The sequence below is a fragment of the Pantoea cypripedii genome (assembly GCF_011395035.1).
Taxonomy (GTDB): Bacteria; Pseudomonadota; Gammaproteobacteria; order Enterobacterales; family Enterobacteriaceae; genus Pantoea; species Pantoea cypripedii_A.
The window spans coordinates 660,995-675,065 of the sequence record NZ_CP024768.1 but is presented as its reverse complement, the minus strand read 5'-3'; the positions used below and the strand labels follow the sequence as shown (position 1 = coordinate 675,065).

Annotated in this window: 12 protein-coding genes and 1 other annotated feature; of the genes, 3 read left to right on the top strand and 9 right to left on the bottom strand. The window is 54.2% G+C overall.

Annotated elements, in window-relative coordinates; all coding sequences use genetic code 11:
• Positions 1 to 21 precede the first annotated feature (21 nt).
• Complete coding sequence (gene dnaK / locus CUN67_RS03065) at positions 22 to 1,932, bottom strand: molecular chaperone DnaK (RefSeq protein WP_208713957.1); 1,911 nt, start codon at positions 1,930 to 1,932, stop codon at positions 22 to 24.
• A 275-nt stretch (positions 1,933 to 2,207) separates the two neighbouring features.
• On the opposite strand from dnaK, the gene satP reads away from it, so the two are divergent.
• Entirely contained in the window at positions 2,208 to 2,774 is a 567-nt protein-coding gene (gene satP / locus CUN67_RS03060; RefSeq protein ID WP_208713956.1) for an acetate uptake transporter, read from the top strand.
• 35 nt (positions 2,775 to 2,809) lie between these two features.
• Here satP and CUN67_RS03055 read toward each other — a convergent pair whose 3' ends face one another.
• The 3 genes from CUN67_RS03055 to tal form a co-directional block, all read right to left on the bottom strand.
• Positions 2,810 to 4,120 carry an MFS transporter gene (locus tag CUN67_RS03055; protein ID WP_208713955.1) on the bottom strand — a complete coding sequence of 437 codons (1,311 nt, stop codon included), beginning with the start codon at positions 4,118 to 4,120 and terminating at the stop codon, positions 2,810 to 2,812.
• Between the two features lie 113 nt (positions 4,121 to 4,233).
• On the bottom strand, positions 4,234 to 4,821 hold the full coding sequence (gene mog, locus CUN67_RS03050) for a molybdopterin adenylyltransferase (RefSeq protein ID WP_208713954.1): 588 nt from the start codon (positions 4,819 to 4,821) through the stop codon (positions 4,234 to 4,236).
• Positions 4,822 to 4,947: 126 nt separating this feature from the next.
• Positions 4,948 to 5,901: a transaldolase gene (gene tal / locus CUN67_RS03045; RefSeq protein WP_084872543.1), complete on the bottom strand. Its 954-nt coding sequence runs from the start codon at positions 5,899 to 5,901 to the stop codon at positions 4,948 to 4,950.
• Positions 5,902 to 6,114: 213 nt separating this feature from the next.
• Between tal and yaaA the strand changes: the two genes are divergently transcribed.
• Complete coding sequence (gene yaaA, locus CUN67_RS03040) at positions 6,115 to 6,891, top strand: peroxide stress protein YaaA (protein ID WP_208713953.1); 777 nt, start codon at positions 6,115 to 6,117, stop codon at positions 6,889 to 6,891.
• Between the two features lie 111 nt (positions 6,892 to 7,002).
• Here yaaA and thrC read toward each other — a convergent pair whose 3' ends face one another.
• The 5 genes from thrC to CUN67_RS03015 all read right to left on the bottom strand — a co-directional run bounded on the left by thrC (position 7,003) and on the right by CUN67_RS03015 (position 12,734).
• Positions 7,003 to 8,289 carry a threonine synthase gene (gene thrC, locus CUN67_RS03035; protein WP_208713952.1) on the bottom strand — a complete coding sequence of 429 codons (1,287 nt, stop codon included), beginning with the start codon at positions 8,287 to 8,289 and terminating at the stop codon, positions 7,003 to 7,005.
• A gap of 3 nt (positions 8,290 to 8,292) precedes the next feature.
• A complete protein-coding gene (thrB, locus tag CUN67_RS03030; protein ID WP_208717054.1) occupies positions 8,293 to 9,222 on the bottom strand; it encodes a homoserine kinase in 930 nt (309 codons plus the stop codon).
• A 2-nt stretch (positions 9,223 to 9,224) separates the two neighbouring features.
• Entirely contained in the window at positions 9,225 to 11,687 is a 2,463-nt protein-coding gene (gene thrA / locus CUN67_RS03025) for a bifunctional aspartate kinase/homoserine dehydrogenase I (RefSeq protein ID WP_208713951.1), read from the bottom strand.
• A gap of 27 nt (positions 11,688 to 11,714) precedes the next feature.
• Positions 11,715 to 11,837 (bottom strand) — a sequence feature (Thr leader region).
• Positions 11,773 to 11,844 (bottom strand): thr operon leader peptide, encoded by a 72-nt coding sequence (gene thrL / locus CUN67_RS03020; RefSeq protein WP_084878310.1) that lies wholly within the window; start codon positions 11,842 to 11,844, stop codon positions 11,773 to 11,775. Its footprint overlaps the feature before it by 65 nt.
• Before the next feature lie 185 nt (positions 11,845 to 12,029).
• Positions 12,030 to 12,734, bottom strand: coding sequence for a tRNA/rRNA methyltransferase (locus CUN67_RS03015; RefSeq protein ID WP_208713950.1), 705 nt, complete (start codon positions 12,732 to 12,734; stop codon positions 12,030 to 12,032).
• Positions 12,735 to 13,343: 609 nt separating this feature from the next.
• Between CUN67_RS03015 and arcA the strand changes: the two genes are divergently transcribed.
• Positions 13,344 to 14,060 carry a two-component system response regulator ArcA gene (gene arcA / locus CUN67_RS03010; RefSeq protein WP_208713949.1) on the top strand — a complete coding sequence of 239 codons (717 nt, stop codon included), beginning with the start codon at positions 13,344 to 13,346 and terminating at the stop codon, positions 14,058 to 14,060.
• Positions 14,061 to 14,071: the final 11 nt, after the last annotated feature.

Genomic DNA, 14,071 nt, shown 5'->3' with positions numbered 1-14,071 from the left:
GTCGCGCCCGGTCAGGGGCAATTATTTTTTATCTTTAACTTCTTCGAATTCAGCGTCGACAACGTCGTCATCTTTCTTCGCGGAAGCATCGCCTGCGTCAGCCGCGCCAGCCTGACCCTGCTGCTGTGCCATTTCCATCAGTTTGCTGGAAACCTGCATCAGAGCCTGCATCTTCGCTTCGATTTCGGCTTTGTCTTCGCCTTTCAGCGCGGTGTTCAGTTCGTTCAGCGCAGATTCGATCGGTGCTTTGTCATCGGCAGACAGCTTGTCACCGGCTTCATCCAGCTGCTTACGGGTGCTGTGCGCAATCTGGTCGCCCTGGTTACGCGTCTGCACCAGCTCTTCGAATTTACGGTCAGATTCCGCATTCGCTTCCGCGTCGCGTACCATTTTTTCGATCTCTTCTTCGTTCAGGCCAGAAGAGGCTTTAATGGTGATCTTCTGCTCTTTACCGCTGTTTTTGTCTTTCGCTGACACGTGCAGGATACCATCCGCATCGATGTCGAAGGTGACTTCAATCTGCGGCATACCGCGCGGTGCAGACTGGATACCGTCGAGGTTAAACTGGCCCAGTGATTTGTTGTCGCTGGCGCGTTTACGTTCACCCTGCAGCACGTGAATGGTCACGGCAGACTGGTTATCTTCAGCAGTCGAGAACACCTGGCTGTGTTTGGTCGGGATGGTGGTGTTCTTGCTGATCAGCGAAGTCATCACGCTACCCATGGTTTCAATACCCAGTGACAGCGGGGTTACGTCCAGCAGCAGCACGTCTTTCACGTCGCCGCCCAGCACGCCGCCCTGTACGGCAGCACCAACAGCAACCGCTTCGTCCGGGTTCACGTCTTTACGCGGTTCTTTACCAAAGAATTCAGTCACTTTGGCCTGCACCAGCGGCATACGCGTCTGACCACCCACCAGGATCACATCGTTGATGTCAGAAACAGACAGGCCCGCATCCTGCAGTGCCACTTTCAGCGGCTCAATCGAACGCGCAACCAGGTCTTCTACCAGTGATTCCAGTTTCGCACGGGTCACTTTGATGTTCAGGTGCTTAGGACCGGTCGCATCAGCGGTGATGTACGGCAGGTTCACGTCAGTCTGCTGGGCAGAAGACAGTTCAATTTTCGCTTTCTCTGCGGCTTCTTTCAGACGCTGCATCGCCAGCGGATCGTTATGCAGATCGATGCCCTGATCTTTCTTGAACTCAGCGACCAGATAGTTGATCAGACGGCTGTCGAAGTCTTCACCACCGAGGTGGGTATCACCGTTGGTTGCCAGAACTTCAAAGGTTTTTTCGCCATCAACTTCGTCGATTTCGATGATGGAGATATCGAACGTACCGCCGCCCAGGTCATATACCGCGATGGTGCGATTGCCCTGACCTTTGTCGAGGCCGTAAGCCAGCGCCGCAGCAGTCGGTTCGTTAATGATACGTTTGACTTCCAGGCCTGCGATACGGCCGGCATCTTTGGTTGCCTGACGCTGCGCATCGTTGAAGTAAGCCGGAACGGTGATAACCGCTTCAGTCACTGGCTCACCGAGGAAATCTTCCGCGGTTTTCTTCATTTTTTTCAGCACTTCCGCAGAGATCTGCGGCGGAGCCATTTTCTGGCCTTTCACTTCCAGCCAGGCATCACCGTTATCTGCTGCGGTGATTTTGTACGGCATGATTTTGATATCACGCTGCACTTCTTCGTCCTGAAAACGACGGCCAATCAGGCGCTTAATCGCGAACAGAGTGTTCTGCGGGTTAGTCACCGCCTGACGTTTAGCCGGTTGACCGACCAGAGTTTCGCCATCCTGTGTATAAGCAATAATTGAAGGCGTGGTACGATCGCCTTCGGCATTTTCCAGCACGCGTGCTTTAGTGCCGTCCATAATCGCAACACAAGAGTTGGTTGTACCCAGGTCAATACCAATAATCTTACCCATCTAAACGTCTCCCACTTAAATTCTGTGCCAAATTGGGTTGTGAAGCAGAGATGCGGACAAATCTTGCCGCTTTCAACTGCCTGAGCAGGCTTTTTTTCCTGCTCCACAACACTCGATGACAACTAGATGGGGCCGCTTCGAAGCGCATCAAGGGTTAAAACTAAAAAAATTTTAATTATCTCCCCCCTTTCAGATCAAAGATGCCCTTGTGGTGGCTGATTATTATGCAGCGCCCCCACAACGAGGGGTCTACACAACATTACCTCTGAGGAACTATGCGCAACATCTCTCTGGCGAATCCTGCGCCGCTGGGCTTAATGGGGTTCGGTATGACCACCATTCTGCTCAACCTGCACAACACCGGACTTTTCGCGATGGACACCATCATTCTAGCGATGGGCATCTTTTATGGCGGCCTGGCGCAAATCTTTGCTGGCCTGCTGGAGTTTAAAAAAGGCAATACTTTTGGTCTGACAGCGTTTGCCTCCTACGGCAGCTTCTGGCTGACACTGGTGGCCATTTTGCTGCTACCCAAAATGGGTCTGGCGGAAGCCGCCGATAGCCATTTCCTCGGGGCTTATCTCGGGTTATGGGGCGTATTCACGCTGTTTTTGTTCTTCGGTACCCTGACCGGTCCATTGATGCTGCAATTTGTTTTTGCCAGCCTGACGGTGCTGTTTGCTATGCTGGCGATTGGGCATTTGATCGATAACACCCTGCTGGTGCGCATCGGAGGTTGGATCGGCCTGGTGTGCGGTGCCAGCGCTATTTATCTGGCGATGGGCGAAGTGCTGAATGAACAATGGGGACGGACCATCCTGCCGATTGGTGCCACCCGCTGATAGCCACGCGGAGCCTGCTGGCTCCGCGTGATTAGTTATGACGTGTGGATGGGGCCCTCAAGCTGCACGCTTTCCTGCCGGTTATCGCGCAACAGCCAGATACCGACCACGAAGCCAATACCCGCCATCGCCAGTACATACCAGGCGGGGGCCATCGGCGTCAGACGCATCATCAGCGTCACGCTGATTGGAGTCAGTCCACCAAAGATGGCGTAGGCAACGTTATAGGAGAAGGAGATACCGGTGAAGCGCACCGCTGCCGGGAAAGCGCGTACCATCACAAACGGCACGACCCCCACAACACCGACGCACAGTCCCGCCAGGCCATACCAGACAAACAACATATCAGGTGTTCCGTCGAGCTGATGGAAGAAATTCCAGCTCGCGATAGCCAGCAACAATGATCCCACCACCAGCGTGCGCGCCGCACCGAAGCGATCGACCACCCAGCCCGCAATGACACAGCCAAACAGCAGCATCACCGTGGCAAAACTGTTGGCCTGCAAACTGAGCGCAGCCGGAATTGCGTGCTGTTTTTGCATCAGGGTTGGCGCCATCAGAATCACCACCACAATGCAGGCGGAGAGCAGCCAGGTCAGCAGCATGGAAATCACGATGCTACGTTTGTGATGTGCCAGGATGGTTTGCAGCGGCAGTGTATCGGCCAGCGCTTTACGCTGCTGCATCTGCTGAAACACCGGTGTTTCATGTAACCAGCGACGCAGATACATCGCCAGCAGACCAAACACCCCGCCGAGGAAGAACGGAATACGCCAGCCGTGATCGGCAATCGCCGCCGGGGTCAGCCCGGTATTGATAATGGTTGCCACCAGCGAACCGAGCAGAATTCCGGCAGTTAAGCCCGCCGTTAAGGTGCCGCAGGCAAAACCGACGCGTTTTTCGGGTACGTGCTCAGCCACAAACACCCATGCGCCAGGCACTTCGCCACCAATGGCGGCCCCCTGCAAGACACGCAGCAGCAGCATCAATAACGGAGCCGCAATCCCGATGCTGGCGTAGGTCGGCAACGCGCCCATCGCCAGTGTCGGTAAGGCCATCAGCAGGATACTCAGGCTGAACATTTTTTTACGGCCAACCTTGTCACCAAAGTGCGCCATGATGATGCCGCCAAGCGGTCGCGCCAGATAACCCGCCGCAAAGATGGCGAAGGTCTGCACCTGACGCAGCCACTCCGGTATATCGGCCGGGAAGAAGAGTTCACCGATGACCGCAGCGAAAAACACAAAGATGATGAAGTCGTAAAATTCCAGTGCCCCGCCAAGGGCAGCCAGCGCCAGGGTTTTGTAATCCTGTCGATTGAGGCGACGCGTTGAGTGCGAATCCATAACGTACCGGTATCCAGAGGCAAAATGAGTCTAGTTGTAAAGTTATACTTACTATACCGTCAATTTTTTGCCACACCAGTAAGACTGAATTTTATGCCTGAAAATAGCAATTTTCAGACGTTTGTTTCCCGCCTCGCGCTTTTTGGCCGAAATGCTGCTACCACCTGCGGGTCTGTTTCGACATACGGCCCTTCCAGAAGTTGTAAACAATACGGTACAGCCGCAAAGATCCCCGGCACTTTCACCGCCCCATCCTCGCCCTTCAGTCCTTCCAGCGTTTCTTTGATCGATTTCGGCTGGCCGGGCAAGTTGAGGATCAGCGATTGTTTACGGATCACCCCCACCTGACGCGACAGGATCGCCGTCGGCACAAATTGCAGGCTGATTTGACGCATTTGCTCGCCAAAACCCGGCATCTCGCGGTCGGCTACGGCCAGGGTGGCATCCGGTGTCACATCACGGCGAGCTGGCCCGGTGCCGCCGGTGGTCAACACCAGATGGCAAAAAAGCTCATCAACCAGTTCACAAATCGCCTGCTCGATCATTGGCTGCTCATCCGGCACCAGCCGGGTTTCAATTTCAAACGGCGTGGTCAGCGCGCTGCCGAGCCAGCTCTCAAGCGCCGGAATGCCCTGATCCTGATAAATGCCGTTCGCAGCACGATCGGAAACGGAAATTAATCCAATACGTAAAGTATCCATAGAGTTATCGCTGTGGTTTACCGCATGCGGTATGGAGATAAAGGGGGATTTAAGAAGGATAATACAAAGCGAAAGGGAGAATAAAGTTTAAAACCGTGGCGAACGGTGCCGCCACGGTTTGATGGATTACAGCAGTTCGGCAATCATCTTCTCAAGTTTGCCCTGGTCGATGGCAAAGTTACGGATGCCTTCAGCCAGTTTGGTCACCGCCATCGGATCCTGGTTGTGCTGCCACAGGAACTCGGATTCGGTCATTTTTGCCGGACGCGCTTTCACTTCACCGCTGTAGCTCAGTTTGCGCTCAACCGCGCCTTCGCTTTCAGCCAGCTCTTTCAGCAGGTTCGGGGAGATTGTCAGACGGTCACAACCGGCCAGCTCGATGATTTCGCCGACGTTACGGAAGCTCGCGCCCATCACCACGGTTTCGTAACCGTGCTGTTTGTAGTAATCGTAGATCTCAGAAACAGAAACCACGCCCGGATCTTCGTGTGCAGCGTACTCTTTCTTGTCAGTGTTGGCTTTGTACCAGTCAAGAATACGGCCCACGAACGGAGAGATCAGGAACACGCCCGCTTCAGCACAGGCACGCGCCTGAGCGAAGGAGAACAGCAGGGTCAGGTTACAGTTGATGCCTTCTTTCTCCAGCTGCTCCGCGGCGCGGATGCCCTGCCAGGTAGAAGCCAGTTTGATCAGGATGCGATCGTTGCTGATGCCGGCATCGTTATACAGTTTGATCAGACTACGGGCTTTAGCGATGCTCGCTTCGGTGTCGTATGACAGGCGCGCATCCACTTCAGTCGAAATACGACCCGGGATCAGTTTGAGAATTTCCAGACCAATGTTGACGGCCAGCTTGTCAGAAACCAGCTGCAATTGTTCTTCTTTGTTGCTGCTCTGCTGACGCGCCCAGCTAATGGCTTCGTCAATCAGTTTACGGTATTCAGGGATTTGAGCGGCATTGAGGATTAAAGAAGGGTTGGTGGTTGCATCCTGCGGTTGATAAAGTTTCATCGCCGCGATATCACCGGTGTCGGCTACCACAGTAGTCAGCTGACGCAAGGAAGTAAGTTTGTCCGTCATGGTTCTCTTTTCTCTTAGGTTGACTGTCAGGGTGTAAAAAGGCTGTTGCGATAATATCACGCGGTAACCACGGTGCAAGGTCGCGGCGTGCCCTTTCAGCCTGGGGAGACCGATGGGAACGATTTGCCGATCCGTCGCGCTTTTTTGCTACACTCGCCGGACAAATTTCCTGTTAATACCCTGATAAAATTGGGGGTCACCGAGGACGTACCGATGCTGATGGTCATCTCGCCAGCGAAGACGCTGGATTTTGAAAGCCCGCTTGCGACACAACAATTCACTCAACCGGCGCTGTTAGAAAAGTCACAACTGCTGATTGATGTCGCCCGTGACCTGTCACCCGCACAAATCGCTTCACTGATGGGCATCAGCGACAAACTGGCGCATCTCAATGCTGACCGTTTTAACAGCTGGCAGCCGCCTTTCACGCTGGAGAATGCGCGTCAGGCGATTCTGGCATTCAAAGGGGATGTCTATACCGGTTTGCAGGCGGAGACCTTTAGCGATAAAGATTTTACCTTCGCTCAACAGCATCTGCGCATGCTGTCAGGGTTGTATGGTTTGCTGCGCCCACTCGATCTGATGCAGCCGTACCGGCTGGAGATGGGGATCAAACTGGCTAACCCCGCCGCCAAAGACTTGTATGGCTTCTGGGGAGATTTGCTGACTGAGAAGCTGAATGCGGCGCTGGCGGAGCAAGGTGATGATGTGCTGATTAACCTCGCGTCAGACGAATATTTCAAAGCCATCAAACCGAAGAAACTGGCCGGACGCCTGATCAAACCGGTATTCCTCGATGAGAAGAACGGCAAATTTAAGGTAATCAGTTTCTACGCCAAGAAAGCGCGGGGCCTGATGAGTCGTTATGTCATCCAGCATCGCCTGAGCAAGCCGGAGCAACTGAAGAAATTCGACGTGGATGGGTATTTCTTTGCGGCGGCAGAGAGCAGCGAAAACGAGCTGGTGTTTAAGCGTCACGAACAAAAATAATCCAGGTGCGCATCAATGCGCACCCTACAATGTAGGGTCGGGATTTATCCCGACCTGGTTAATAACCGCACGTTACGTAATGACGGGATTTATCCCGACCTGGTAAAGCAATTATTTTTTCAGTAAGAACGCACGCAACGGAGCGAAATCTGCTGCCATCTCATGCGACAACAGCGGCAAATCAGCACGCTCAGCCAGGGCTTCCGGCAGCGGCAGCGTCTGTTCCAGAATCGCTTCCACGCTCTCCTTAAACTTCGCCGGATGCGCAGTGCCGAGGAACAGGCCGTACTCGCCTTCCTGTAACTGATCGCGCAGCAAACGATAAGCAATCGCCGCATGCGGTTCAGAGAGATAACCGATGGCCGCCAGTTCACGCATCGTCGCTTTGGTGGTCTCGTCACTCACCGCGCCATAGGCCAGATCGCCCAGACGCCAGGTTTTGCGGCGGAATAACTCTTCCACGCGTGGCCAGTTGTTTGGCTGACTCACATCCATCGCATTGGACAATGTCGCTACCGTAGCATGCGGCGTCCATTCACCATTGGCGAGGAAGCGCGGCACCGTATCGTTGGCGTTGGTCGCTGCGATAAAGCGTTTGATCGGCAGGCCGAGTGATTTTGCCAGCAGGCCAGCTGTCAGGTCGCCAAAGTTGCCGCTCGGCACCGACACCACCAGCTGATTGCGTTTCTCCTGTGGCAGCTGGGCTACCGCTTCGAAGTAGTAGCAAATCTGCGCCAGCAGACGGCTGATGTTGATGGAGTTAGCCGAGTTCAGGCCAATCGCCTTTTTCAGCTCTTCATCATCAAACGCCTGCTTCACCAGTGCCTGGCAGGCGTCGAAGTCACCATCAATGGCGATGGTTTCGATGTTGCCACCCAGGGTGCAGAACAGTTTTTCCTGCAACGGGCTGATTTTGCCCTGCGGATAGAGGATCACGACCCGCACGTTTTCCATGCCGTAAAACGCATGCGCGACCGCAGCACCGGTGTCGCCTGAAGTGGCAGTCAGAATGGTGATCTTCTCATCAGCACCACTCACGTAGGAAAGCATCTGCGCCATAAAGCGGCCGCCGAAATCTTTAAACGCCAGCGTCGGGCCGTGGAACAGTTCCAGACAGGCCACATCGTCACTGACTTTTGCCACCGGTGCCGGGAAGGCAAACGCAGCTTTGACACGCTCAGCCAGCTGATGGGCGGCAATTTCATCACCGATAAAAGCCGAGAGGATTTTGCTGCTGCGGGAGACAAAATCCATCTCCAGCATCGCGTCGATATCGGTCAGTTCAAATTCCGGCAGTTCGAGCGGGAAAAACAGCCCCTGCTGCGAGCCGAGGCCCTGCTTCACTGCCTGAGCGAAGCTCACCTGCTCGTTATGATCCTTAAGGTTATAGAGTTTCATGCGTTATCCCAATTTACGTGCGCCAGCCGTATCAAGACGGCAGATGTGGACGAAACCTTCTTCATTCTGCAGATAGTGCTGGCTCAGCCAGTCTGCCATCCGCTGTGCCGTTGCCATCTCGTTGCAAACGGCGAAAAGCGTCGGGCCGGACCCCGAAATACCGCAAGCCAGGGCACCGATATCGGCAGCCGCTTTACGCGCTTCGGCAAAGCCCGGCAGCAGTTTGGTGCGATACGGCTCGGCCACCACATCCTGCATCAGTTTAGCCGCAAGCGCGGGCTGACCGGTGTGACAGGCGTGGATAAAACCACCGAGCAGACGGCCATGCTTGATGATGTCCTGCTTGCGATATTGAGCGGGCAGAATGGCACGCGCCTCGGCGGTGGAGACTTTGATGCCTGGATAGGCCATCACCCACAGCCATTCATCAAACGACGGTACAGACTGGCTGATGATGCCATCTTCTTCAATCATCAGCTGCACGCCGCCGAGGAAACAAGGCGCGACGTTGTCGTAATGCACGCTGCCGGAAATGCGCCCTTCCAGCTCGCCCATCAGCGCCAGCAGCTCGGTATCGTTCAGCGGTTTGCCGCAGAATTCGTTCATCGCCATCAGGCCCGCCACCACGGAACAGGCGCTGGAGCCAAGACCTGAACCGATTGGCATGTTTTTTTCCAGCGTCATCGCCACCGGGACTTCTTTGCCAATCGCTTCACAAAAACGCTGCCAGCACTGGTAAACAATGTTTTCCTGTGGATCAGTCGGCAGTTTGCTGACAAAGCGCCCTTCGTTCACCAGGCTAAAGCTGTCGGCCGCCTCGACCGACACACAATCACCCAGCAGGGTGCCATCCACCGGCGAAACCGCCGCGCCCAGCACATCAAAGCCGACGCTGACGTTACCTATCGAGGCCGGTGCATAAATTTTTACCATCATCAAACTCCCAACTTCCACGACAGAGTGCGCAGCAGATCGGCAAATACGCCAGCGGCTGTCACATCATTCCCGGCACCGTATCCGCGCAGAACCAGCGGGATCGGCTGATAATAACGGCTGTAGAACGCCAGCGCGTTTTCGCCATTTTTAACTTTAAACAGCGGATCATTGCTGTCCACTGCATCAATTTTCACCTTGCAGGCTCCACCCTCTTCGATGGCACCCACGAAGCGTAACACTTTACCTTCATCGCGAGCTTTGGCAACGCGCGCCGCAAAGGCGTTATCCAGTTCCGGTAAACGCTGCATAAATTGCTCAACGTCGGCAATTTCCGTCAGGCTGGCGGGCAGCAGCGGCTCGATCTCGATATCGCTCAGCTCCAGCTGATGCCCCGCTTCACGCGCCAGAATCAGCAGCTTGCGCGCCACATCGGTGCCGGAGAGATCATCACGCGGGTCCGGCTCCGTAAAGCCGAGTTCACGTGCCATATTGGTCGCTGCAGACAATGAGACACCCTCATCCAGCTTGCCGAAAATAAATGACAGCGAGCCAGAGAGAATACCGGAGAATTTGATCAGCTCATCACCGGCATTCAGCAGGTTTTGCAGGTTTTCGATCACCGGCAGACCGGCACCCACGTTGGTGTCATACAGGAACTTGCGGCGTGATTTCTCTGCGGCGGCACGCATCTGCTGATAATAATTCCACGACGAGGTGTTGGCCTTTTTATTTGGCGTCACCACGTGGAAGCCGTCGGCAAGGAAATCGGCGTATTGATCGGCCACCGCCTGGCTCGAAGTACAATCGACAATCACCGGGTTCAGCAGATGATACTCCTTCACCAGGCGAATCAGACGGCCGAGGTTGAACGGCTCTTTGGCTTCCGCCAGCGCCGACTCCCAGTTGCTGAGATCGATACCGTGCACGTTGGTCAGTAAGGCGCGTGAGTTAGCGATGCCGCAAACGCGCAGATCAATATGCTTCTGCTTCAGCCATGCCTGCTGGCGATGCAGCTGCTCCAGCAGTGCAGCGCCCACACCACCTACGCCCACCACGAACACTTCGATCACCTGATCGGTGGCGAACAGCATCTGGTGAACGACACGCACCCCGGTGGTGACTTCATCGTTACTGACCACCGCCGAGATAGAACGCTCAGACGACCCCTGCGCAATCGCCACGATGTTGATATTGGCGCGCGCCAGTGCGGAGAAGAACTTGGCAGAGATGCCGCGCAACGTGCGCATGCCATCCCCAACCACGGAAATGATCGCCAGCTGTTCAACCACTTCCAGCGGATCCAGCAGGCCATCTTTCAGCTCAAGATAGAATTCATCTTCCAGTACGCGACGCGCACGCGCCAGCTCGTTCTGCGGTACGCAGAAGCTGATGCTGTATTCAGAAGAAGATTGGGTGATCAACACCACCGAGATACCGGTACGGGACATCGCCGCAAACACGCGCGCGGCCATCCCCACCATGCCTTTCATCCCCGGACCGGAGACGTTGAACATCGCCATGTTGTTGAGGTTGGTGATGCCTTTTACCGGATTCTCATCATGCTCGCCTTCGCCACCGATTAAGGTGCCCGGCGCTTGTGGATTGGCGGTGTTTTTGATCAGGCAGGGAATCTGGAACTGGGCAATTGGGGCAATGGTGCGAGGGTGCAGAACTTTAGCCCCGAAGTAAGACAGCTCCATCGCCTCCTGATAGGACATGGATTTCAGCAAGCGCGCATCCGGTACCTGGCGCGGGTCACAGGTGTAAACACCGTCCACGTCAGTCCAGATTTCACAGCAATCAGCGCGCAAGCAAGCCGCCAGTACGGCGGCTGAGTAGTCAGAACCGTTACGGCCCAGCACCACCAGCTCACCACGTTCATTACCAGCAGTGAAACCGGCCATCAGGATCATATGATCCACCGGGATCTGGCTGGCGGCGATACGGCGGGTCGATTCCGCGATATCGACGGTCGATTCCAGGTAATGTCCCACTGCCAGCAGTTTTTCCACCGGGTCGATCACCGTGACCTTGTGGCCACGCGCCTGCAACAGCGCTTCCATGATGGCGATCGATAACTTCTCACCACGGCAGATGATGGCAGCATTCACCGCATCCGGGCATTGCCCCAGCAAGCTGATGCCATGCAGCACTTGTTTCAACTGGGCAAATTCGAGATCGACACGGGTTTTTAAACCGTCGAAATCGAAACCAGGCTGGGTATCGGCCAGCCTCTGTAACAGCTCGGCAAAAATACGTTCGGCATCGCTGATATTCGGCAACGCATCCTGCCCGCTAATCGTTTTCTCAATCATCGCGACCAGATGATTGGTAATCTTCGCTGGCGCAGAGAGTACGGTGGCGACCTGTCCCTGTTGCGCATTGCTTTCCAGAATGTCTGCCACGCGGAGAAAACGTTCCGCATTGGCTACTGAGGTTCCGCCGAATTTCAGCACTCGCATGGTTGAAGCTCTCCTGAATTTTTGCCGAAAAAAAAAGCCCGCACTGTTTAGGTGCGGGCTTCTTTTTTTGTTTTTCCTGTATGCGTCAGCCCGCACCGTTACCTGTGGTAATGGTGGTGGTAATAATAATGGTGGTGTTCAGGCTGATTGTACGCATTTAGATTTTTTTCTGTCTGTCTTGATTGTCCGTCTGCCTTCCAGAATTAAAGCAAAGTGCCGGTTAAGTCAACGAATTTGTCCTTTGCTGGATTTTTCGCCACTACGCAGTGCTACGCTTTGCCCGGAAAATGCTATCAGGATCGTTCAGCAAATAGCCGCAAGTCCCGATCTGTCACTATAAACTCAGGATTTACCCGAGTTATTATCTATAAGTTTTTTTTCTACATCATGCAGCAGGCGGTGCAACATGGCGCTGTCGCGCTGCTCAAGCAAACCGATACGTTGATCAATCCAGTCGGCCATCTTGGCATCGTCGCTGACGTCCAGCTGCACCAGCAATTGCTGGAAACGCACGCGCAGTGCCTGCAATTGCTGAGCGTCCGCCCGTTCTGCCGCAGGAGCCGCGACCTGATTCAGCGCGGCAAGTTGATAGCAGTACACCATCACCGCCTGACCGAGATTCAGCGAGGGGTAATCATTGGCCATCGGGATACCGGTCAGCAGATCGACCTGCTCCAGTTCCTCGTTGGTTAACCCGCTGTCTTCACGACCAAAAACCAACGCGATACGGTTCAGCCACTGGCGTTTCTCCTGCAGGATGGTTTCCACCTGGGCAGGCGTGGCGTAATAACGAAACTTCGCCCGACTGCGGGCGGTGGTGGCGACGGAGAAGTCAACGTCCTGCAACGCCTCGCTCAGCGTGCCATAGGTTTTTACGTTATCGAGGATCTCGCCCGCGCCATGCGCCACACGCCTGGCTGCCGGGTCCTGCCAGGCGTCACTGGCGACAATACGCAACTCGCTAAATCCCATGGTTTTCATCGCACGGGCTGCCGCACCGATATTTTCTGGCCGGGCGGGAGAGACAAGAATGAGGGGGAAATGCATGATTTTTCCATCGAACTGTTAACAACGCGGCCTATGTTGGCATGCAGACCGCAAAATACCAACCATAGCGCTATAAGAAAATAAGATGTTAAGGATGTTAAAAGCGAATAAAACCGATGGGTAGCATAAATTAACGTATTAAAGCTAAATTTCCGGACCATTTTAATATAAAAGCATTAGATATCATCTTATTGAAATATAATTTCCGGCAGGTTTTGGTTTTGCTATTATGCAGCTGAAATGTAGCAAAAATGCTGCTTTTTGTGAGCTAAGCTGGCATTCCTGGAGAAGTTTTTCATAAAAGTGTTAACGTGCTACACTTGCATTTGATATAAGTCAACGAAGCGTTGTTTTTATGCTTATCGGTTGTTGTTGGTGCTGTTAGGTTGCTGTTAATACGGTTAGGATAAGCGCCAGTCCGATACCCACGGGGCACGCAAATATTCATCCTGACTGGCTGAGCTAACACTGAAGTTGACGTAGATGGATGGTGTATTCCGAAGATTATTTCGTACACCGGTTGTGAACGGCATGCTGTTACGACGAACAGTAAGTGCAACCGCCGTACGCCCTGTTTTCGATTTGTTGGCAAATTTTAGGTAGCGAAACATGCAGACCCCGCACATTCTTATCGTTGAAGACGAACTGGTCACGCGTAACACCCTCAAAAGTATCTTTGAGGCGGAAGGTTATGTGGTCTATGAAGCCACCGACGGCGCCGAAATGCATCAGGTCCTGACGGATAACGACGTCAATCTGGTGATCATGGATATTAACCTTCCCGGTAAAAACGGCTTGTTGCTGGCGCGTGAACTGCGCGAGCAGGCGAACGTCGCGCTGATGTTCCTGACCGGCCGTGATAATGAAGTGGATAAAATCCTTGGTCTGGAAATTGGTGCGGATGATTACATCACCAAGCCATTTAATCCGCGTGAGCTGACCATCCGTGCGCGCAACCTGTTGTCACGCACCATGAATCTGGCGATGCCGAACGAAGAGCGTCGTCAGGTGGAAAGCTACCGTTTCAACGGCTGGGAGCTGGATATCAATAGCCGCTCACTGATCAGCCCGAACGGCGAGCAGTACAAACTGCCGCGTAGTGAATTCCGCGCCATGCTGCACTTCTGTGAAAACCCAGGCAAAATTCAGACGCGTGCTGATCTGCTGAAGAAGATGACCGGTCGCGAGCTGAAGCCGCATGACCGCACCGTGGATGTCACCATCCGCCGCATCCGTAAGCATTTCGAGTCCACGCCGGATACACCAGAAATCATCGCCACCATTCACGGCGAAGGTTACCGCTTCTGCGGCGAGCTGCAGGACTAAGCAGCCCGCAA

What these genes read in the sequence shown, in the direction of transcription:
- dnaK (WP_208713957.1), bottom strand. Translation starts at nt 1,932, where the DNA reads ATGGGTAAGATTATTGGTATTGACCTGGGTACAACCAACTCTTGTGTT.
- satP (WP_208713956.1), top strand. Translation starts at nt 2,208, where the DNA reads ATGCGCAACATCTCTCTGGCGAATCCTGCGCCGCTGGGCTTAATGGGG.
- CUN67_RS03055 (WP_208713955.1), bottom strand. Translation starts at nt 4,120, where the DNA reads ATGGATTCGCACTCAACGCGTCGCCTCAATCGACAGGATTACAAAACC.
- mog (WP_208713954.1), bottom strand. Translation starts at nt 4,821, where the DNA reads ATGGATACTTTACGTATTGGATTAATTTCCGTTTCCGATCGTGCTGCG.
- tal (WP_084872543.1), bottom strand. Translation starts at nt 5,901, where the DNA reads ATGACGGACAAACTTACTTCCTTGCGTCAGCTGACTACTGTGGTAGCC.
- yaaA (WP_208713953.1), top strand. Translation starts at nt 6,115, where the DNA reads ATGCTGATGGTCATCTCGCCAGCGAAGACGCTGGATTTTGAAAGCCCG.
- thrC (WP_208713952.1), bottom strand. Translation starts at nt 8,289, where the DNA reads ATGAAACTCTATAACCTTAAGGATCATAACGAGCAGGTGAGCTTCGCT.
- thrB (WP_208717054.1), bottom strand. Translation starts at nt 9,222, where the DNA reads ATGGTAAAAATTTATGCACCGGCCTCGATAGGTAACGTCAGCGTCGGC.
- thrA (WP_208713951.1), bottom strand. Translation starts at nt 11,687, where the DNA reads ATGCGAGTGCTGAAATTCGGCGGAACCTCAGTAGCCAATGCGGAACGT.
- CUN67_RS03015 (WP_208713950.1), bottom strand. Translation starts at nt 12,734, where the DNA reads ATGCATTTCCCCCTCATTCTTGTCTCTCCCGCCCGGCCAGAAAATATC.
- arcA (WP_208713949.1), top strand. Translation starts at nt 13,344, where the DNA reads ATGCAGACCCCGCACATTCTTATCGTTGAAGACGAACTGGTCACGCGT.